At 60.8% G+C, this 19,709-nt stretch carries 20 protein-coding genes; 18 read left to right on the top strand and 2 right to left on the bottom strand.

Going from position 1 to position 19,709, the window contains the following annotated elements; all coding sequences use genetic code 11:
- Positions 1-350: 350 nt before the first annotated feature.
- Together ACYCUK_RS01885 and ACYCUK_RS01880 are read left to right on the top strand one after the other, a co-directional pair.
- The gene (locus ACYCUK_RS01885) at positions 351-602 is read left to right on the top strand and encodes a DUF2274 domain-containing protein (RefSeq protein WP_461593148.1); all 252 of its coding nucleotides are present in this window, start codon (positions 351-353) and stop codon (positions 600-602) included.
- Positions 603-629: 27 nt separating this feature from the next.
- Positions 630-1,403: a hypothetical protein gene (locus ACYCUK_RS01880; protein ID WP_461593147.1), complete on the top strand. Its 774-nt coding sequence runs from the start codon at positions 630-632 to the stop codon at positions 1,401-1,403.
- On the opposite strand, the gene ACYCUK_RS01875 is transcribed toward ACYCUK_RS01880, so the two are convergent.
- Complete coding sequence (locus tag ACYCUK_RS01875) at positions 1,330-2,010, bottom strand: hypothetical protein (RefSeq protein ID WP_461593146.1); 681 nt, start codon at positions 2,008-2,010, stop codon at positions 1,330-1,332. The two genes, ACYCUK_RS01880 and ACYCUK_RS01875, sit on opposite strands and share 74 nt — an antisense overlap.
- A gap of 159 nt (positions 2,011-2,169) precedes the next feature.
- Between ACYCUK_RS01875 and ACYCUK_RS01870 the strand changes: the two genes are divergently transcribed.
- From ACYCUK_RS01870 to ACYCUK_RS01805, 14 genes are all read left to right on the top strand, one after another.
- Positions 2,170-2,706, top strand: a complete 537-nt coding sequence (locus tag ACYCUK_RS01870; RefSeq protein WP_461593145.1) for a hypothetical protein — start codon at positions 2,170-2,172, stop codon at positions 2,704-2,706.
- 46 nt (positions 2,707-2,752) lie between these two features.
- Complete coding sequence (locus tag ACYCUK_RS01865; protein WP_461593144.1) at positions 2,753-3,508, top strand: hypothetical protein; 756 nt, start codon at positions 2,753-2,755, stop codon at positions 3,506-3,508.
- Complete coding sequence (locus tag ACYCUK_RS01860) at positions 3,495-4,541, top strand: TraU family protein (RefSeq protein ID WP_461593143.1); 1,047 nt, start codon at positions 3,495-3,497, stop codon at positions 4,539-4,541. The genes ACYCUK_RS01865 and ACYCUK_RS01860 overlap by 14 nt, the downstream gene beginning before the upstream one ends.
- Positions 4,542-4,555: 14 nt before the next feature.
- Positions 4,556-5,683, top strand: coding sequence for a TrbC family F-type conjugative pilus assembly protein (locus ACYCUK_RS01855; protein ID WP_461593142.1), 1,128 nt, complete (start codon positions 4,556-4,558; stop codon positions 5,681-5,683).
- A 16-nt stretch (positions 5,684-5,699) separates the two neighbouring features.
- Positions 5,700-7,199: a hypothetical protein gene (locus ACYCUK_RS01850; protein ID WP_461593141.1), complete on the top strand. Its 1,500-nt coding sequence runs from the start codon at positions 5,700-5,702 to the stop codon at positions 7,197-7,199.
- Between the two features lie 4 nt (positions 7,200-7,203).
- A complete protein-coding gene (gene traN / locus ACYCUK_RS01845; RefSeq protein ID WP_461593140.1) occupies positions 7,204-9,723 on the top strand; it encodes a conjugal transfer protein TraN in 2,520 nt (839 codons plus the stop codon).
- An 11-nt stretch (positions 9,724-9,734) separates the two neighbouring features.
- Positions 9,735-11,438 (top strand): type IV secretory system conjugative DNA transfer family protein, encoded by a 1,704-nt coding sequence (locus ACYCUK_RS01840; protein WP_461593139.1) that lies wholly within the window; start codon positions 9,735-9,737, stop codon positions 11,436-11,438.
- Between the two features lie 86 nt (positions 11,439-11,524).
- A complete protein-coding gene (locus tag ACYCUK_RS01835) occupies positions 11,525-11,869 on the top strand; it encodes a hypothetical protein (RefSeq protein ID WP_461593138.1) in 345 nt (114 codons plus the stop codon).
- Positions 11,866-12,132, top strand: coding sequence for a hypothetical protein (locus ACYCUK_RS01830; protein ID WP_461593137.1), 267 nt, complete (start codon positions 11,866-11,868; stop codon positions 12,130-12,132). The genes ACYCUK_RS01835 and ACYCUK_RS01830 overlap by 4 nt, the downstream gene beginning before the upstream one ends.
- A 10-nt stretch (positions 12,133-12,142) precedes the next feature.
- On the top strand, positions 12,143-12,613 hold the full coding sequence (locus ACYCUK_RS01825; RefSeq protein WP_461593136.1) for a metal-dependent hydrolase: 471 nt from the start codon (positions 12,143-12,145) through the stop codon (positions 12,611-12,613).
- 99 nt (positions 12,614-12,712) lie between these two features.
- A complete protein-coding gene (locus ACYCUK_RS01820) occupies positions 12,713-13,369 on the top strand; it encodes a Rad52/Rad22 family DNA repair protein (RefSeq protein WP_461593135.1) in 657 nt (218 codons plus the stop codon).
- Positions 13,370-13,468: 99 nt separating this feature from the next.
- Complete coding sequence (dsbG, locus tag ACYCUK_RS01815; protein ID WP_461593134.1) at positions 13,469-14,302, top strand: thiol:disulfide interchange protein DsbG; 834 nt, start codon at positions 13,469-13,471, stop codon at positions 14,300-14,302.
- A gap of 80 nt (positions 14,303-14,382) precedes the next feature.
- Positions 14,383-14,649, top strand: a complete 267-nt coding sequence (locus tag ACYCUK_RS01810) for a hypothetical protein (protein WP_461593133.1) — start codon at positions 14,383-14,385, stop codon at positions 14,647-14,649.
- A gap of 596 nt (positions 14,650-15,245) precedes the next feature.
- The gene (locus ACYCUK_RS01805; RefSeq protein WP_461593132.1) at positions 15,246-15,668 is read left to right on the top strand and encodes a single-stranded DNA-binding protein; all 423 of its coding nucleotides are present in this window, start codon (positions 15,246-15,248) and stop codon (positions 15,666-15,668) included.
- Between the two features lie 55 nt (positions 15,669-15,723).
- On the opposite strand, the gene ACYCUK_RS01800 is transcribed toward ACYCUK_RS01805, so the two are convergent.
- The gene (locus tag ACYCUK_RS01800) at positions 15,724-16,590 is read right to left on the bottom strand and encodes a hypothetical protein (RefSeq protein ID WP_461593131.1); all 867 of its coding nucleotides are present in this window, start codon (positions 16,588-16,590) and stop codon (positions 15,724-15,726) included.
- A gap of 468 nt (positions 16,591-17,058) precedes the next feature.
- On the opposite strand from ACYCUK_RS01800, the gene ACYCUK_RS01795 reads away from it, so the two are divergent.
- Positions 17,059-18,213: a ParA family protein gene (locus ACYCUK_RS01795; protein WP_461593130.1), complete on the top strand. Its 1,155-nt coding sequence runs from the start codon at positions 17,059-17,061 to the stop codon at positions 18,211-18,213.
- Complete coding sequence (locus ACYCUK_RS01790) at positions 18,185-19,342, top strand: ParB/RepB/Spo0J family partition protein (RefSeq protein ID WP_461593129.1); 1,158 nt, start codon at positions 18,185-18,187, stop codon at positions 19,340-19,342. The genes ACYCUK_RS01795 and ACYCUK_RS01790 overlap by 29 nt, the downstream gene beginning before the upstream one ends.
- The last annotated feature ends 367 nt before the right edge of the window (positions 19,343-19,709 follow it).

The following is a 19,709-nucleotide window of genomic DNA, read 5'->3' as shown; positions in this document are numbered from 1 at the left end:
CGAATGAAGGCGACAGCTAGGCGTTCCGCGCAAAACAGGGGTGCGCATGGGGTATCGCCGGGCTGGTACCTGGTGGGGGTTGGGTGTTGCTTAGTATATCGTCGGAAGCCACCGGGAGCCAATGACAGAGAGCCGCTATCGCCTTGTTTTCATGATCTTCTTGGTTTTTACGGTAATTATATAATTTTTCTATGGCTGATGCACATTCGATTATAAGCATCTGAGACAAGCCGCTACCGGCCCGGTTGACATCATCCGCGCATGAGTGTAACAATCACTAACAGTCGTTGTCTGTATACCTATGGTATATGTTGCGCCAGCCTTCCCTTCCCTTCCCGTTGGAGAAAATGATGCTCAAAAAAGTCACCTCGTCCGACCCCATCGTGCGGCTGAGCCTGGGGTTCCACCAAAGCACGGCGGACCTGTTGGCGGCCTACCGCCAAGCCTACCAGGAGACGCATGGGGACGAGATCAGCCAAAGTCTGCTCATCGAGACGCTAGTGAGAGAATACATCCTGGCCGACCGGGACTTTCAGCGCCGATCCAGGGCGCCGGTACCGCGCGGTTCTGCGCCGACTAAACCGCTGGACACGTCGTTCTAAATGGTTCCACTCCGGTTTACGGTGCGCTTGACGCCATCGAACAACTCGCTACGGCGCCTGCACTTCTGGGCTTACCGAAGAATACGGCAAGCCTACCGGGATGAACTGGCCAGCCAGGGTCAACGGCTGGCCCAGCCGCTGGAACGGGCGTTCATCACCTTCCGGAGGTATTCGGCGGGAAATCTGGACTGGGATAATGCCTACGGAGGCATCAAACCCTTGCTGGACTGTCTGCTGATGCCGTCCAAGAACAATCCGGACGGGCTCGGGTTTGTACGCGATGACAGCCCGGCATCATTGCCGCGCGCCCCCCGGCTGGAGCAACTTCCGGCCAAGCGATCCCACGGGTACGTCGAAGTGGAGATCACCTCCGCGCTGGAGGACGAGGAAGAGCCTGACCTGGGGGTTTTGGTTCACCGCTGGGTGGTACCACTGTTGAGCCCGTCCAACAACCAGATCAAGCGACTGCATCCGCAAGCCTACCGGGTGTTGCGATCCCGTTGGCGACAAGCCCTGGAAACAGCTCCCCGCCCGGCGAACCTGACGTTACCGCTGCCGTCGGCGCGCCTGCGGGTGATTCGCCGGAGCGCGCGCCTGCTGGACTGGGACAATGCCTACGGCGGTCTCAAGCCGGTGCTGGACTGTCTCACGCTACCAGGAGAGCGAAACCCGGATGGCCTGGGCTACTTGCGGGATGATGGACCGGCGGTTCTCGCGTTACCGACTTTCAGCCAGCATCCGTCGTGTTCGGCTTCGAAAGGGACAGAACTCCAACTTTACGTTCCACGGGACTTGCCGTGACGGTTTCCGGCTGGATACGCCGCGGATGCTTGCGAACGATCTCCACCGCCTGGCGGAATGTCTCCCGAGTGGGGGCGTCGGTTCCGTGGATCTCTCCGGTATCCAGCCACAGCTGCATCAACTGGTTGGCCTGCTGCCACTTGGCATACCGGACCCGCTTATGCCGGCCCTGGTCCCAGGACCGCAGGGTGATGAAGGGAATCCCGGTGATGACGGAGATCTGCTTCAGCGTCAGGGTTCGTTGCCACTCTTTTACCGCCTCGCGAACCACTTCCGCCGGTAAGTCCACGGGGGGCTTGGGATACCGGGCGGCCTCGGTGGTCAGCGCCCGAGCGGCCAGCAGCACGTTTTCCCGCTCGGGTTCCTGGGGTTCCGCCGCCCCCCGCATCCAGCTGCTGAATCGCGCCCGGGACACCGAGACCCCGGTGCGCGCCATGAGCTCGTCCAGAAAGTCCGAGTGGGTCAAGCCCGTCTGCTTCACCAGGGCCTGTAGCTCCAGGGTAAAGCTGGACAGTTTGCGTTCGCCCGTCACCGGCCGCCGTGTAACGGTGGTTCCTATACCCTTGCCTCTTTCCATTTCCAGCATCAACGCTGCCACGACTTCCATAACCAACCTCCAGGGGATCTTGTGACCATCTCTCCAACCGCATCCGCTCGCGCATCCACAACCCGAAAAACGCCGGCATCTGGACCCAAGCTATATGAAAAAATAGCAGAACTGGGGCTGGTACGCAAACTAACGGACATCGCCCTGGCGGAAACCAAGGTGCCGTATGGCCTACGGGAAGACGCTGCGCAGGAGATTCACGCCTCGTGGTACAGCTACACGGCGGATACCGACTTGAGCAACGGCCAGATCGCGTCGTATGCCAACATGATCGCGCACCATGCCTGCTTACGGATACGCCGCGAACTCGGATTACCGGTCCGGCTGCCGGGCAGCGCGTTCCGGCGCAAGGAGGACGGAAACACCAGCGTGGACCTGCGCCGGTTCGTCGATCCGCTGAGCTGGGACGAAATCACCGAACGGCTGGTTGGCCGTCAGGAATCCGCCAAGGACGCTGCGGAAGGTTGGGAACACCTGCTGGCGTATGACGGGGAGGACCCGGACAGCCAACTGAGTCTGGAGGATACGGAACGAGTGCAGGAAGTTTGCGCCGGCATGACCGAACGGCAACGTGCCATCATCGGCCATCTGCGACGGGGCGCCGCCTTCGACGAATTGCCGGAATTGCTGGGCGCGTCCGCCTCCGCACTGCAACGGGAAATCGCCGCGTTACGAAAGCAGTTTTCCGTACGATGACGCGAAAATCTCTGCTGCTATACTGTAGAATATCAATGGAGCACTCATGCACCAGCGAATCCTGACCCTGGCCATCGCCGGAGGCCTCTTGTTCGGCATCGGCAATGCCCAAGCCACAAACCTGGGCGTCCAGGGACAGACCTGGCCCATCGCCGAGGTCAACATCCTGAAACTCCTGGTGGAGTCCGCCACGCAGGTTGACTGGTCCAAAGTGCAGCAGGGGCTGGTCAAGAAGGCCGATGACTGGGGCGACACCCTGCCGCAGTGGAACTTCCCCCAGGCGCACGTGACGAGGACTGTCTGGTTCGACCCGGCGATCCGCCTGCGTAAACCGGTATATGGCCCGAAGAAAAGCCGGTCCGGCAATTATGAGTGGGGGCTGATGTACCCGGCAGGCACACGAGTCAATCCACTCCGGTATGAGCGGCCGCCCAGCGACATGCTGTTTTTCAACGGCAATGTTCCGGCCCAGGTGGCCTTCGCCGAGGCGGCGTACAAGGCGCGAGGCGCTGGGATCTATCTGGTGGAGACGGCGGGAAATCCGGAGGCGCTGGCCAAGCACCTGGACATGCCAGTCTATTACGCCAACCAGGGGATCCTGGCCCGGTTTCCGATCCGGAAGCTTCCGACCCTGATGGGGGTGGGTACCGGAATTCACGAATACGATCTGGCGTTGACCGAAATGGCGCCCCCGTATTCGGTGGCGACCCTGAATGCGGACTGGAGCGGTATCCCGCCCCAAATCGCCATCGCCAACCATCCATCAGGGGCCAGACCGGAGACTTCCCATGCTAAACCTTAAACGACTCACTGGTTCCGCGATTCTCCTGTGCCTGGCAACCTGGCTGATGGCACTGCCCATCGGGGCGCAGGCCGCTTCTTCGTCTCGCGGCGGTGTCGCCTGCCACGGACGGTTCTACGACCCGATCACGGATACCAACTGGGACGACTTCCTGCCGATCTCCATCATGGGGGTGACCTATAGCAACGGCAGCGAAGATCCGCCCCTGATGGAAGAACCCCCCGTTTGCGTGTGTCCGTCCCACTTCTTCGGTATCCCGATGATTGGTATCGGCATCACCTTCTGGGAGCCCAACTACATCGCGGAGATAACGCGCGATCCGGGCTGCCTGATCACCCTGGGCGGCAAAAACATCCTTCCGGAGTTCGCCACCGAAATGGGGCCGGTGCAGAAGGGCGGCGGCAAGGATGACGACAGTGATCAGTCCCGTGAGCAGGTGCACTGGTATGTCTACCCGGTGTTCTCCCTGCTCCGGCTGTTCACGGACTTTGTCTGCCTGAATTCGTCCGGTTTCCAGCTCGCCGATCTCACCGAGATCGATCCCTTCTGGCAGAATGATGAGTGGGGCGCGGTCCTGTCTCCGGAAGCCATCCTGTTCGCGAATCCGATCGCCCAGTCGATGTGCATCGTGGACGCCGTCGCATCGACCTTCTGGTACCCCCTGGATCCGATGTTCTGGTGCGCCGGAGCCTGGGGCGGCATTTATCCTTTTACCGGCAACAGCCCGACCACGGAATCGGACCAGTCCATGGACGGACTGGTGTTGACCAAGTACCTGGCCTGGAGCGCCCGCCTGGGACTGCTGAGCGACACCATAGGCCCGCAGGCGGAATGTTTCTCGGGTCCGATGCCGATCCTCATCAAATCCGAGTTCCGGATCGATCCGATCTTCCCCTTGCCCACCTTCGGAGCGCCCATTTACATCGGGGAATCCGAATTTGAATGGGGCCTGTCGCCACCCGAGAACTTCCCGGCTTTTGATGACGAGGCCTACCTGCTGTGGACGGGAGTACAATGTTGCCTACGAACCTGATTTTCGCCAGATCCTTGCGCGCCAGCCTGTTCACGCTGGGCCTGCTGTCGGCATGGCTGCCCGGGCAGGCCCAGGCCGCGGAGCTTTCGGCCGCGACGAAGTCCTTTCTGCAGGAAGGGCGGCTTCCCGCCAAGAAAGAGCCGAACATGCAGTACGTTCCGCAGTATGCCCGTCCCCTGTACCAGAACCTGAACCCGCAGCAACTAACGCCGGCACAGCTTCAGGGGATGAAGGACGCCCAGCATATCCTGAAGACCACCCCACTGATTCCCGCCAGCGTGCCTGGGATCATGTCCCAGCCATGGGCCAAGGCCTTGGGGAAACGCGGTGCGGGAATCGCCAATGCGGCCATGGCCGCCAATCGCGAGAAAATCCTCAAATTCCTGGGATTCAAGCCCCAGCAGGTGGACAAGCTCTTCTACTTCGTGTCCTTTTCCATGCCCCTTTCCATGCTGCGGGCCTATGCGGAGGAAGCGATGTGGGACGGCGGCGTGCTGGTATTCCGCGGCCCCCTTCTCCATGTGCCGCTCCCCACGTTCATCACCAAGGATCTGTACCAACTGGTGGGCGGCAAAGGCGCGTCGGCGGCCATCTCCCTTGATCCACGGCTGTACGATGCCTTCCACATCACCATGGTCCCGACCGTCGTCTACAGCACGGTACCGGAAAACCGCCTGTGCGCAAAGGTGCATCAGCACCCCTTCGTGTTCGACAAGAAGACCTGGGACTATCCGGTCTGTGACCGCGCGAACGCCAAACGGTACTGGAAGATCGAAGGCGCGGTAACCAGCCAGTATGCGCTGCGCCAGTTCAAGAAAGCCGGCGCCCCGGGGGTCTCGGTCTACATCCGGACCCTGGCCAAGGGAGGCTTCGGCACCGGACCCCAGGCGCAGGAGCCCTATGCCGGGAAGTGGGACGCGGCTCCCACCCCGGAACAACTGCAGGCAATTCAGCAAACGGTGTCGTCCTTTGGCCAGTCGGTCTACAAGACCCCCTACGGCATCGGCATCGGGCCTAAGATGACCGTCACTCCGGGCCACGGCATCGAAGCGCTGGCGACGGGCGCCCCGCCGGAGGCCCAGGGGGAAAGCCCGTCCAGGCACACGGCCGTCGTACAAGGCCGAGCCTATACTGCGCCGTAATCGGAGAATTCGACCCATGCCCCGTACTCGCTTCCATTTCCGCGCACGAATCCTGACCGCCCTGCTGCTTACCGTCGGCATGGCGTCGCCGGCGTGGGCGGTGATGACCATTCCGGAGGCGCTGGGGACCGGTTCCCAGCTTGGCGCGAACGGGGAAGCGGCCGTTGGCGGCTCGCTGGGGACCTCCCAGAATTCCGTGCAGACCACAACGGGCCAGGTCGGCCCCGGCACGACGGGAACGACAGGGATCGGCAACGTCAACGCGACCGGCAGCCCGGCCAACGGGGTTGGCTCCCTGGCGGGAGCGACCGCTACCGGCACGTATCCCGTCACCCTGAACTGCAAGACCCGAAATCCGATCTTCCCGGGCGGCTATGGTCTCGATGCCTACAATTGTCTCTACCAGGGGCCGGCGGCGACGGCGCAGGTCAGTTCCCTGACACTGCAGTATTGCCTGGCTTCCATCAACGGCGGCGACTGCAATCCCGGCTCCCCGAACTGGCAGTCGACCGGGATCGCCCCCGGACAGTCGGTCCAGCTCAGCTCCTCGATCAGCCTGGCTTTGAACAGCTGCCCGGCGGATGCCTCCGGAACCTGCACCGGAACATTGACCGTCAACAATTCGACGATCAAGCCCACGTCCGGGAGCGCCCTGACCAACGAAGCCACCAACGAGGTGACGGCGGGAACCAACGGATACCAGAACAGCCTGGAAGCGACTTTCAACAGCGGCGCGTACCAGGCTTCGATCCAAACCGGAAATCAGACGTTCCAGTTGAACAGTTGCACCCAGCAGATCAAAGGGGGACTGAACGGCAACGGGATCGTCTATACCTGCAACGGCCAGCAGTCGGCGGATTTCGGCGGCTCCTGCACGACGACCTCCCAGTGCGTGCGATGGGCCACCCAGTCCAACAATTACACGGAGACCTGCAACCAGGATCTGCCGTTGACGATGAACACCTGCACGACGGTGACGCCGACGCAGAATTGCACCATCACCTCGAGTCAGGCCCCGTATCAATGCTCGGACACCTACAACGCAACCGTGGCCTGGACTACGCGGCAAGTGGCTAGCTGCAGTCCTGGCCAGCAAGTCGCCTCCTGTCCGCTTCAGTTCTATGGCCCATATTTGATGCCCAATGGGGCCGGCGGCGGAACGCTCACTGTGACCTGCACCCCGGGTACTTCCGCGATAAATGTCTCGTTGTACGAACCCTATGGAACACTGCTTTTAGCCGGGGCCGTTCCGGTTAACGGGAGCCTGTCGGCTACCGACGGGTCGGATACAGACGTGCCTATGGGGGTTAACGGCAGCGTTTCGGCGACATTGACCGGGGGCACCCTTACCATAACGGGTAGCGAAAGCTCATACGATCAGTTCAATAGCCCGCTTAGCTACCAATCCACGTGCTCGGTGACTATCGGCTGGCCGGAAGTTAAGACCATAAACGTCCCCTATATCAGTAGCCAAGGTTGGACCAATGGCTGTGCCATTTACCAAAGCGCGGGCTGACCTCATGCGAACCCTTTTCCGGAAATTCCCGTCCTGGTCGCTGCTCCTAGGCCTCCTGCTGCTTGGGGTGTCCAGCCCGGCTTGGGCCTTGTTCGGTTGCACCCAAAACTATGACAATTGTGTGTCGGCGGGCTGCAAAAACATCAACGGGGCAACGGTCTGTACCCAAGGGTCCAACGGCGGCGCGGGGGCCTTATATGTAAATGCCTCCTGTTGGCAGTACAACGAGCAATACACTTGTTATACCGGCCAGCAGACCAACTCCTGTTCGGCCGCCCAACTCTCCGGCTGCTACCTTTCGTCCACCACCTGCACCCAGACTCTGGCCGATGGCAACTGCGTCCAATGGGCAGCCAACTACATCTGTCCCGGCGGCAGCACCACCACTTGCCAGGCCACCGGCCCCCTGCCGGCCCCGGGATCCTGCCAGTCGGCGCAGCGGACCTGCAACCAGACCGATAACGGCACCTGCATCAACCAGACCAACGTCCAGGTCTGTCCGGCCAGCACGACGGTTCCGCAGTGCAACACCCAGGGGAACTGCACGCTCAACGCGGCGACCTGCACGTCGTCCCAGGACGGCGTCTGCAATCTGGAGCAGCAGACCTACACCTGCGGACTGAGCAAGCAGGTCTGCACCCAGACGGAAACCTCCAACAACTGCAACACAGCCATGACGTATGGGCTGGGCGCGAACCAGACCCAAAAGACCAGTAACAGCTTCCAGGAAGCCGCCACCTACATGGGCATCCTGAATGCCATCAGCAAGGACATGACGCCGGGAAAACTGACGATCTTCCCCGGAAAACCGGCCTGGTGCACCGACCCTATCCTGAACGGGTTCATCACCAACAATTGCTGCAATACCAACATTACCGGCAAGGGCGGCAATATTCTCGACAAGTGCTCCACCGCCGAGCAGCAGTTGTCGTCGGCCCGCCGCGCCCACCGCGCGGTCTATCTGGGCCAATGGTGCAACCAGCGCTTCATCATCTGCATCAGCCAGAAGCAGGGTTACTGCGTCTTCGACAGCGTTCTGGCGAAGATCATCCAGCAGCAGGGCCGGGAGCAGCTGGCGCAACTCGCCGCCAGCGGTTATGCCGGAGCCCAGTCCGGCACGATGAATTTCTCCTATTTCTCGCAAAACGGAGGCTGGGGCCCGCGGACCACGGTGAACGGCAATACGGTGGCCGTCTGGCAGTGGCCGACCTATTGCGAGGCGGTCAACGGCCAGGTAGACATCGCCGCGGAACAGGCGGCCGAGCAAAACGGCGGAATCGTCTGCCCGTCCATGCCGGCGGTCTGGTTTGCGACCTGCAACAGTGGGCAGGCCTGCGGCGCTCTGCCGGACGATCCTCGTTCGGGGGCCAACGGCCCGGGGGGCTGGGCGCTCCAGAACGTGGCCCCGACGGACGACACCAGCTACAGCCTGTCCAAGTTTACGGTGGCCACCGGCGCCTGCAACCTGACCACCGGCGCCTGCAACTACAGCCTGTCGGCCTGGCCGTCGGCTTCCGGCGGCAACGCGAATCTGCAGATGTCCCTGGGCTGGCCCCTGTACGCGCCCGGGAATTCCACGATCAATCCGGGCCAGATCAACCAGCTCGGCAACTACGAGTTCCAGACGGTCACCCTGGCGGGGTCGCCCACGGCCACCTTCCCCGCGACGGTACCACTGAACTACAGCCTGAATGCGGGGGTCACCTGGCAGCAGGTTCAGTTGCCGACCAATCTGCCGATCGGACAGGTCAGCATCGGATCCAATATCTCGGTATACGGCCAATGCAACCAGGGGTCGTTCCAGTGTCACTACACGGTAATCGCGCCGGTTTCGGTAAGCACCATGCCGTGGGGATCACCGCAGAGTCCCCAGTGCGAAGGGTTCACGACCGCGCAGCTGTCGGTACTCGACTTCAACAAGATGAACCTGAGCGAGTACATCGCCACCCTGACGCCGGCCTCCCTGAACCAGAGCCAGATGGCGTCCAATGCCACCGCGGATGCCCAGAGCTTCTACCATACGTTCACCAGCGGCGGATCGGCCCCGGTGGCGAAACCGAGCACGCGGCAAGCGGCCGTGATCTGCGACAACTTCAACGGCGTCCAGTGCCAGGACGAATCCGCGAGCGGCATGGGCCCCTTCCCGGTGGAACTGAACGCGGCCACCGTCTGGCCGCCGTCCTCCCCCAACCATGGCGCGGTATCGTCCGTTTCCGTGGACTGGGGAGACGGCAGCAGCGGCACGGCCAGCCAGGCGAACGGCATGTTCGTCGCCAACCACCAGTATCCGGCGGTGAACACGGATACCACGTACACCGCGACGGTGACCTTCAACACGACCAATGACGGGGTCCAGACGGTCCAGATCCAGGTGGTGGACGCGGCCTCCACGCCGCCGCCCGGGTCGGCCACCAATACCGGAGGCGGCAACACCAATAGTCCGGTGTCCACCTACACCCCGTCCAGCATGCCCAACGGCAATTCCGCGCTGGGCGGCCCTGGAGTCCCTGCGGGAGCCCCGTGAATCAGAATTTGATGGGACGGAAGGATGCCTGGGCACTGGCGGCTCTGGCGGGCGGCATCGCCGGCTCTTCCCCCTGGCTGGCAGGGCAGGCCGATGCCCTGGGTATGGCCGCCCCCGCCCTGTTGGGTGGGACCTGGCTGGGTTGGAAAAAGGCTTCCGGCTGGCTGGATCGTGTCAACCCGGATATCCGGGAAGGCTTTGTGCTGCGGTCGGACAAGCTATACCCGCCGATGATGGGTTCCGCCGGACTGCGTGCGGGCTATACCCGCGACCATAGCCGACCGGTGGATATCGCGAACGATCTGTGGATGCGCCATACCGCGATTATCGGCCAGTCCGGAGTGGGCAAGACCACGCTCGGGGAATTCCTGCTGTGGCAGCAAATCGTCCGCGGCGGCGGTTTCATTTTCATCGACGCCAAGCTCGATTTCGAGACCCGGAACAAGCTCGCGCACATGATGTGGCTGGCCGGACGGGAAGACGAATTCTACGTGCTCAACGTCAGTGATCCGGCGCAGTCCAATACCTACAATCCGCTGCTCTCGGGGGACGCGGACGAAGTCGCCTCCCGCCTGCTGAATCTGTTGCCCAGCGCAGAGAACAACCCCGGGGCCGACTACTACCGGCAAAGCGCCAACTATGCCCTGACCGTGCTGATCGGAGGCCTCAAGGCCGCCAACTACCGGTATCACTACGGTGACCTGACCATCCTGCTGCAGTCTCCCCGCGCCCTGGCCGAACTGGAGCGGATGATCCCCCCCGGGGCGGAACGGGCCACGTTCCAGGTGTTCATCGACCAATACAAGCGCAAGCCACCCGGCGGCGGTCCGGTGCAGATCGACCTCAACCAGCTCAAGCAGGTCCTGGGCGGCATGTCGGGACGGATCGCGCAATTCGCGCAGGGCCAGTTCGGCCAGGTGTTCAACACCTACGCCCCCGAAATCGACCTCATCGACATCGTTGTCAACAACAAAGCCCTGTACGTCATGTTGCCGACCATGTCCAAGGATACGGCGGCCCTGAACCTGGGCAAAATGATCATGTCCGATTTGCGGACGGCCGTGGCGCGAGTCCAGGGGATGCCGGAACGGGACCGCCCGAATCCACCCTTCATCGTCTTCGCGGACGAAATGGGGTCCTACGTGATGCCGGGCATCTCGCGGCTCTTCGAGCAGGCCCGTAGCGCCCAGATCTGCATGATTCCGGCCTTCCAGTCCTTCGCCAACCTGGCGGTGGTCTCCCCTGAATTCGCGGACATGATCATCCAGAACACCTGGAACAAGATCTTCTTCAAGTTCGGCTCCAAGGACAGCCCGGAGCTGGCGGCCGAGATCATCGGCAAAACCAAACGCTACGCCTACTCGCTCTCCCAATCGGAAAGCTCCGGCAATTCGGCCCAGGTGGTGCAGGCAGGGCCCCAGTCATCGGAGACCAGCTCTGGGGGGCTAGGGGAAACCTGGCGCGAGCAGGAGGAGTTCCGGGTGACCCCGGACCAGCTCAAGAGTCTGGGCAAGGGCGAGGCGTTCGTCATGTCCGGATCCCGGATATTCCACGTCAATACGCCCATGCTGCTGTTCGGTAAGCGCATTCCAGAATTCCAGGTGCTCCGCCGGCCCACCACGGTTCCGAAAGAGGAGAACGTGCTGAACTTCACCACCCGCTATAGGGAATTCCTGTCTGATTCCGGAGACCCCGGCGTCCCCGTCAAGGCCTGACGCGGGCCGAATCGGAACGGAATAAGGTTGGTTTTCGGCCGGGGAAGTTATATACTGTTGGTATTCATTCACCCTGGAGTTTGGACATGACCCGGCCCGAAGCACCCCCGCCCTTTGATCTCTGCGCCGATGTGATGACCCAGTTGGCCGCCGGTGCGGGCGCGACGTGGGTCTCGCGGGTGGAACGGGATGGCCAGACCATCTCGGTCAGTCTGCAGTTGCCGGAATCCCCGGACGTCAAACCCCATGCGGTGATCCTGCTCCTGGCGGCGTTCGCGCAATTCGCCAAGGCGTCTTTTGTCGCGGAAGAACTGCCCCTGGAACTGGACCAGTTGCTCCGCACGGTTTCCCAGGAGAGCGAACGCCTCCTGCAAACGGGAGTCCTGCATCCTCCGGTATTCACTTTTCGCGCTCCGGCCGGCTCCCAGTGAGCACGATCCTGTTCTGGCTCGCGGTATTCGTTCTCGCCATCGTCCTGTTCAGCATGGTCCCGGGCCTGGACCTGCTGATGAAGCCCTTGCTCAAGATGCTATTCGATGGCCTGGTCCTTCTGTTGGGAGGCATGACGTCCTGGGGCATCTGGTTCCTCAAACGGGTGCTGCGCGCCCATGGCACCCTGGTCTCGCACCTCCTGCTGAGTGCCGAACAGATCGACCCGGCGTACGCACTCGATCAAAAGAGCAAAAAAGCCTGATGTGGCCGCCATGACCAAAACCGGCCATCAATTGACGGGGCTGGGGACCGCGGCCATCGCCCTGGCCCTGGTGGACCTGCGCGGCGGCCACATGCTGGCCTGGCTGGGATCGACAGCGGCTTTCTTCGGGGCCACCGCGCCCGACTGGCTGGAGGCTCCGTACGGCTGGGCCCGCCGGAAACGGCTTTCCCTGATTCCACATCGAACCATCACGCACTGGCTGCCGCTTTGGGTGCTGTTGCTGGGTCTGGGGGTGGCATATGGCCGGAGTCCCCCTGGCGCCATGGCCATGGGCTTCGCATTGGGGGGCCTGGTGCACCTGGCGATGGACGTCCCGAACCCCATGGGCATCCCGGTATTCGTTCCGAACCAGAGAGTCAGCCTGCGCTGGTGGAAAAGCGGCCAGCATGAGATTGCGCTGGTTCTGTTGTTGTGGGGGCTTGGAGCCCTGTCGCTGTTCATTCCGTGTCTTGTGTTGTAGATCATCATTTGCTATACTTTATTGCATCAACGGTGATGCCGATACAAGGACAAGACGATGGCCAGAGCAGTCAAAAACCAGGAACACCCAGAGGCCCCCGTGGAAGCGGAGGCCGTGACGGAAACCGCGGCTACCGAACCTGAATCGACGGTCAGCGCCCCCGCGATGGAAGCCGATGTCCGGACCGAGCGCAGCCGCAAGTTACAGGCCTTGCTGGGGGAACCCTTCCCGTCCAAGGAAGTACTTGGCCGGGTGGGCAGCACCTCGCGCGACAAGGCCAAAGGCCAGGTCCTGGCGTATGTCAGGGCACGGACCGTGATGAAGCGTCTCGATGAGGCGCTGGGGCCGGACAACTGGAAGGACGAGTATCGTCCTTTGGGCGAGAAGGGCTTCATCTGCCGGATCACCTATCGGGTACCTGGCACGGATGAATGGATCTACAAGGAGGATGTCGCCGACTTGTCCCAAATCGAGCCGATCAAAGGCGGCGCTTCGGATGCATTCAAGCGCGCGGCCATCAAACTGGGAGTCGGTCGGTATCTGTACGATCTGGAAAGTCCCTGGGTGCGGCTGGAAGACGGCTGTCTGCCCAGGAATTTCCAGTTTCCCCTGCCGGATTGGGCCAAGCCAGAGGCTGAGCACAATGGCCAGCCGCCGGTAGCCGCGAAGGTGGCTCCTGCCGAGAAATCGGAACAAAAGATCTGGAATTTCCCCCAGGGGGGTGGCAAGCCACAGGCCGATGACGGACTCCTCTAATCCGTAAGTTTCCAGGATCCGCCATCCGGTGGATCCTTTTTTTCGGAATCGTCGCGCTTCGGTGCCTATACTCGGTTCCCAATCATGAAGGAGAAGTTCATGCGCAAGTTGTTCCGTAGTACGGTGTTGGCTGCGGTCGCGGCCGGTGTTTCCCTGGCCCCCGTGGTGGCCGCCGCCGATGTGGCGCCATCCGCGTTGCCTCCGGTCATGGCCAAGGTCACCCAGGCGGGCGTTACGGTGGTCAAGGAGTTCAAGGCCATTGGCGGCCTGAACGGTTGGTTGATGATGCACGGCTCGCAACCGGCTATCGCATACACCACGCCGGACGGCAAGGCGTTGTTGTTCGGGGCGCTGGTGAACGATCAGGGCCAGAACATGACGGCGGCCTACATGGGCCGATACGTGCCTAAACCGAAGTTGAACAAGCTGATTCCAGAACTGGAGAAGAGCGCTTACGTCACGGTTGGAAACCCCGACAGCAAGCATATGATCTATGCCTTCGTGGATCCAAACTGCATTTTCTGTCACCTGACCAACATCGAGCTGACCCCCTATATCAAGGCGGGGTTGCAGGTCCGGCTGGTCATGGTCGGTTTCCTCAAGCCGGACAGCGCTGCGAAAGCCGCTGCCATCCTCGAAGCGAAGAATCCGGCGAAGGCTTGGGCGACGAACGAGAAAGGCTTCAACGAGACCGCGGAGGAAGGGGGTATCACCGGTATTCCGCATCCGAGCGCGAAGACCGTGGCGGCGCTGCAGGCGAATATGGCGCTGATGCAGAAGTTCGGCTTTAATGGCACGCCGGGCATCGTGTACCAGCAGAACGGCAAGTGGCAGACCATCAACGGCATGCCCCAGGAAGCCCAGCTTCCGGCCATGACCGGCTTGCCCGCGCAGGCGGAAACCAACCCGCAGCTGGCGCGATTCCAGCAATAAACAGGGGTGCTAGGCGCCTCCCGTGCAGGGAGGCGGCCAGGACTTTCATGAAGCCATATCATACAAAATGAGATGCAACCGTGAATGACATTGACTTTACCGTAAAAGTAATGATACATGCGCCTACTGGAGTTCATGAAGATGACTGCAATGGGTTGGTGCATCTTGACAAAAAGTATAGAAATCTTGAGCACCATCCCGACATCGCCAAATACAGGCCAATATCGCCATACGGACCATGCTGGCTCGCCAAATTTTCTGCCTCTGAATATTTTACCTGGATCAAGCCGGTACAAGGCGGAACGTATGAATCCACTGACCCTGTATTTTTGGTGGATTTCCGATGATGATCCAGAATCTTCTGGTCGAGCGAGGCCACATGCCGGCGTACCCCGTCCGGATATATGGCAGGATTCTATGGTGGTCGGGCGCTGCGCGCATACACGAAGATGGCGGTGGCTGGTCAATTGTTTTCCGGTATTGGCACCCGATTACCTGGGTTCTGTTTATCACAATGGTGCCTGTGTGCGCCGTGCTCGGTGAAAGAATTTTTCTGGTTATCCCAATGCGGGTGGGTCCCTATTTTCAGGAGCATCCCGAGAAACTGATTTGGTGGACTCCGTTTTCCAATCGCCAGTGACTGGTGTGTCGGTTGCCGAACAAGGAAGAAAAGGAGCGGAATGATACCGACTAATCTGGTAGAAGGAGCGGGTCGCGAACATGACGCTGCCGGCTGAGCTCGCTGGTATAGGAGCATTCCCAGCTCGGCGAGGCAGGTTGGGTGCAATCCCCCGCTGTGAGAGCCGTTCACAGGACCTGCCCCACCCAGGGAAACGTACCGCACGATGCTGTATAAGGCCCGGATCTCCGGGCTTTTTGCTGTCCACGGTTCGCGGGTGGCTATATTAGGCGCAGCACAGGCCAGTACCATAAGGAGAACCGTATGGCAAGCAACAAGCACCAGGATTTCCAGTCGCATACCTGCAGTGGCAACGTGGCCACCGTGCTGGAGTCTTTTGCCTACAAAAACAGGGCCGGGGAGCAGAAGGAAGCCAAGAAGTTTCGTCTGGCCTCCAATCAGGGCTCGGACACCGTCTGGTATCAGGTGAACATCTTTGACCCCAAGTTGGCGTCCGTGCTGGAAAAGCACGCAGCCGTAGGCCGGCGCGTGGTCGTCAATGGGCGTCTGAAAGTGTCCGCCTACACCGGACGGGAAGGGCCTGTCCCGTCCCTTCAGCTGGACGCGATGGCCGTCAACTTCATGGATATGCCCCCTGAAGATGCAAAAGCGCTGCCGCCCATGAAAACGGTGGATGATGGCCTCCTGCATGCCTGGTCCCTGTTCATGAAACCCTACCGACGATAACGCATTGGCTGACCCTGACCGCTCCTGGCGTTCAGGGTTTTTTAGGGCCGGTGGCTCAACCGGGACAAGGGCGGGTTCCGGACGGGGTGATGATCTCGCCGTCAATGACCGCCTCCAGGCCCTTGGCCAACCGCTCTTCCGCTTCGGCCAACCAACGGATGGCCTGCCCGAACTCCCGCTTACGGACAATGCACCACTGTCGGATCAGTTCCCCGGCGATCGCCGCCAGCCGGGGGCTTTCGGCAGGTACCCAGGCGTCGGCCTGCCCTGGTACGACGAAGTAGCCAGGGGTGCCGCCAGGGTCCTGAAGGACGCTCTCGGCGGTGGCGGATGGCGAAGCCGGCTGCGGGCTCATGGGCGGTGTCGTGGGCCTTGAGTGCGCTTTGGGCCGGTGACCGGTTGTTTTTTCTTTTGAGGTCTTGGTTCTTGAGTCCGCCATTCGTGCCGGGGGGTGACTACCGGATTTGGCGGGGCCTCCCGTCAGCGAAGTCGGGGCGGATTCCGGCGCCGGTTTCAGGCTGGCGATGATCACCTGAAGCGCGGGCGGACACCGTAACCGGTAGGCAGAAGCCACCTGCTGCCGTTGACCGGTGCTGGCGGTGATGAAGCGGTATTCGATATCCAGGTAGCCCAGCCGTTTGAGCTCGGTGAGCGCCCGTTCGACGGTACGGCGTGACAGGCAATTCGCCGCTGGAGCGTTCTTGTTGACCTGAGCCTGGATATCCGCCACGGAAAACTGGCTCAATACGGGATCGTCGCCCTGCTCCGGGTGGAAATTCCGCTGGCGGCCCAAGGTCCGCTCCATCCAGTCCCAAACACGGTAGGCACTGAAGTGCAGCTGGCCCAGCAGGAATTCCTGGACCACATGCGGCCGCAGGAAAAAACCCTTGTCGGTGTGGACCTTTGCAAAATACGGCGGCACGGTGGGGGTACGGGATCCCGGACGACTTTTGGATGCCAAGGAACGGACAGCACTAGAGACCTGTCGCATACACAACCTCCTGGTGTGAGAACAAAGCTTCCCTGTGTTGACGAGGACCGCTTTTTCGCGTAAGCTCACACCATTGCTCGATGTGCTGGTCGCGGTTGGCGCCGCGGCTTACGCTAGAAACTCCTGGTCAAACCCTATAAGACGCCCACGGTTCCCGCCGTGGGCGTTTTGTTTTGCTAAAGCAATAAATATCTCTTGGTGCGAGTTCTCCTTGATAGCTGCGGAATACTACCAATATTTAGGCTATAGACGGATATTGCCCAAGCTATCCTCTGAATGCAAGCATTCCCTAAAGGCCTAGGGTTACCTGATAGCTTATTGGTCGAGTTGACAGGGGGCTATCAGCCGCTTAGGCTTTGCCGAAGAGATATCTAACGGCGCTCGCTACTGGAGATTGCTATGCCGAAACTGGATCAAGAGCTGGCTATGGACTTTGATGATTTGGAAGCGCCGGCCCCAAAGAGGCTCGTTTACAAGATTCAGGCTGCCGCCGCCATGCTGGGGGTCAGCGACCAGAGCGTCCGGATTTATGAGCGGGAGTCCAGCATCGAGGTGGAAAGGGCTACCGCCACGGGCGCGCCGGCTGTCCGGCTGTTCACTCCGGAAAAAGTGTTCGAGTTCGCGGCGTGGCGCCGGTCCCGGGGGCTCACGCCCGGGTTGGCCAAACCGCTCACCGTGGCGTTGTACAATCGAAAAGGCGGGGTGGGCAAAACCATATTCACCGCGGAGCTGGCTTGCCAGTTCCAGTTGATGGGGTTGCGCACGCTGGTGATCGACGCGGACAGCCAGGCCAATACCACGTTGTTGATGGGCTACGACCCGGAAGCCATCGTGGATGACAGCAACCGGGAATCGGGGGTTGAATACAACCTCGGAGATCTGTTGCGGCTGCCCCCGGTATTTTCTGAGGTGCAACCGTTCGCCCGCGTGGTCAAAAAGCCTTACGGCGAATGGGGCCCCCATCTGGTGCCGGCCGATCCTCGCATCTCCCAACTCGAATACGCCTTGATGACCGCGAGCAATCGGGATTTCCGCCTGATCCAGTGGCTGAAGCAGGGCCGGGAGCAGCCCAGCCCGGAGCTGGACCTAACGCCGTATGACGTCATCATGTTCGATTTGCCTCCGAGCGTGACCGCTCTGGTCAACGCCGCCTTGCTGACCTGCGATCTATGGGTGGTCCCGGTAGGCTTGGACCGTTTCGGCTTTAAGGGAATATCCAGTCTGATCAGCGCCGTGAAGGACATGAAGCTGGATTTCAGCCGCGAACCCTATCTGATGCTCGTACCGAATTATTTCAACAAGCGCAGGTTGCGAGTGGCGAACATCATGCAATGGCTGGTCGCGAACCATAAGCCATTGTTGAGCCAGAATATGATCCGGGAGAGCGAGGACCTCCCCCGGAATATTGCCGAGCATGGCATGCCTGTCAGCCTGTCCGCTCCGATGTCCCCTGTAATCCGGGAGGATTTCGCGCCTTTGGCCAAGGAGATATTGACCCGATTCGCGCAATTCAAGGAGGTTCGTCGTGGAGAAGAAGAGCTTCAGACTGCCTAGGGTTGAGGATTTTCCACCGGCGCCTGGTAGCGCGCCATCCCGCGTATTTAGCCCCAACATGGTGGTGAACACGCTCGAACCGCCGTCACCGGAAGAAAAAGCCGAGGAAGAGGCCAGGTTTTTGGCTCAATTCAATCGAGCGAAAGCCGAGATAGAGGCGGAGGCGCGTGGGGACGAAAGCACGGGTTCCCCCGTCGGGGCGGGATCCGCACGGGTGGAAATCGACGTCCCGTTGTCTTTGTTGAAATCCAGCCCGTTGAACCCCCGAGGAGCACCCATAACGGAAAGCAGCCTGCAGCGGATGGTTACTGCCATCGTCGCGGCGGGCGGCGTGCAGTCGGCCATCCATGTGGTGGCGGATGGTGATCACTTCATCATCGCGGACGGCCACCGCCGGGTGGCGGCATCCCATCGGTTGAACTTCAAGACGGTTCGGGCTGTCGTCCATCCGCCCATGGAGGACGCTCTCGGCCTGTACAAGCTGGGTTTCGAATTGAGCGATTCGAGCGAGCGCCCGGGAGATCTGGACAACGCGCTGATCTGGAAAAAATTGTTGGACCAGCGCCTGATCGACAGCCAGGACCGCTTGGCGGAAATTACCGGTTATTCCAAGAGCTACATCAGCAAGGTGCTCAGCTACAACCGGTTGCCGGCAGAGATTCTGGACATCGTCAACGACCATCGGGAGCAGTTCCCGGTAAAAATCGCGTATGAACTCGCCTTGATCGTGAGCCAGTATGGCCCGGAGGAAGGGATTGCTTGGGCTAGACGGATCGCGGAAACCGGAGTCAGTCTGGCGGCGCTGCGCCGGGCCAAAGAGCGTAAGATCCAGAGCCGACATACACGAGAATCCGTCAAGCGGGCGGTGATGCTTGGCAATACGCTGCTGGGCATCGTGAACTGGACGCCGAAGCGCACCACGCTGGAAATCCCGGACCTGTCCCTGGCCGAGATGGACGCGCTGGCGGACGCGGTTTCTACCGTGTTGCGCGCACGGGAAAAGTCGTTGAGGACCGAAGCCCTAACGGGCACGGCCGACCTCGAGCAAAAGGGCAGTCCTTCGGATTCGCAAGAAATCGTTTCAGTTTCCCCGGGGAAACTGAAACAGGAAGATCAAGTCCCCTTGTAGTTTCCCCGGGGAAACTAAACTATGGCCATAGGGCCAGCCACATCCGGCATATCGACGGATCCCTTCGCAAACCAAGTTGATGGCGCCTAATCTCCTAGAAATCCTTTAGTAATCCATGCTTCGAAGCCACCGATACGGTGGCTTTTTACTGTAGGAGCTGGCCGCTCTACAAGACAGCCTGGCCACATGCTTGATAGGCCAAATATGGGCATACACACTGCTGCCACCACCTCGCTTAATCCTGACATCACAATTGTCATCCGGAAGATCGCTAATTGCGTAGTGGTCCAACGGACGACGACAGCAGCAAAGCTGGCAAACATGCTATGACCAGTTTGGTAGACAAACAATAACGCTAAAGTTGACG

The organism is Thiomonas sp. (assembly GCF_054608695.1).
The sequence above is the reverse complement of the archived record's forward strand: the minus strand, read 5'-3'. Positions and strand labels throughout refer to the sequence as shown.

Coding starts and splice junctions, on each gene's coding strand:
- ACYCUK_RS01885 (WP_461593148.1), top strand. CDS start 351: ATGCTCAAAAAAGTCACCTCGTCCGACCCCATCGTGCGGCTGAGCCTG.
- ACYCUK_RS01875 (WP_461593146.1), bottom strand. CDS start 2,010: ATGGAAGTCGTGGCAGCGTTGATGCTGGAAATGGAAAGAGGCAAGGGT.
- ACYCUK_RS01865 (WP_461593144.1), top strand. CDS start 2,753: ATGCACCAGCGAATCCTGACCCTGGCCATCGCCGGAGGCCTCTTGTTC.
- ACYCUK_RS01860 (WP_461593143.1), top strand. CDS start 3,495: ATGCTAAACCTTAAACGACTCACTGGTTCCGCGATTCTCCTGTGCCTG.
- ACYCUK_RS01850 (WP_461593141.1), top strand. CDS start 5,700: ATGCCCCGTACTCGCTTCCATTTCCGCGCACGAATCCTGACCGCCCTG.
- traN (WP_461593140.1), top strand. CDS start 7,204: ATGCGAACCCTTTTCCGGAAATTCCCGTCCTGGTCGCTGCTCCTAGGC.
- ACYCUK_RS01840 (WP_461593139.1), top strand. CDS start 9,735: ATGGGACGGAAGGATGCCTGGGCACTGGCGGCTCTGGCGGGCGGCATC.
- ACYCUK_RS01835 (WP_461593138.1), top strand. CDS start 11,525: ATGACCCGGCCCGAAGCACCCCCGCCCTTTGATCTCTGCGCCGATGTG.
- ACYCUK_RS01825 (WP_461593136.1), top strand. CDS start 12,143: ATGACCAAAACCGGCCATCAATTGACGGGGCTGGGGACCGCGGCCATC.
- dsbG (WP_461593134.1), top strand. CDS start 13,469: ATGCGCAAGTTGTTCCGTAGTACGGTGTTGGCTGCGGTCGCGGCCGGT.
- ACYCUK_RS01805 (WP_461593132.1), top strand. CDS start 15,246: ATGGCAAGCAACAAGCACCAGGATTTCCAGTCGCATACCTGCAGTGGC.
- ACYCUK_RS01795 (WP_461593130.1), top strand. CDS start 17,059: ATGCCGAAACTGGATCAAGAGCTGGCTATGGACTTTGATGATTTGGAA.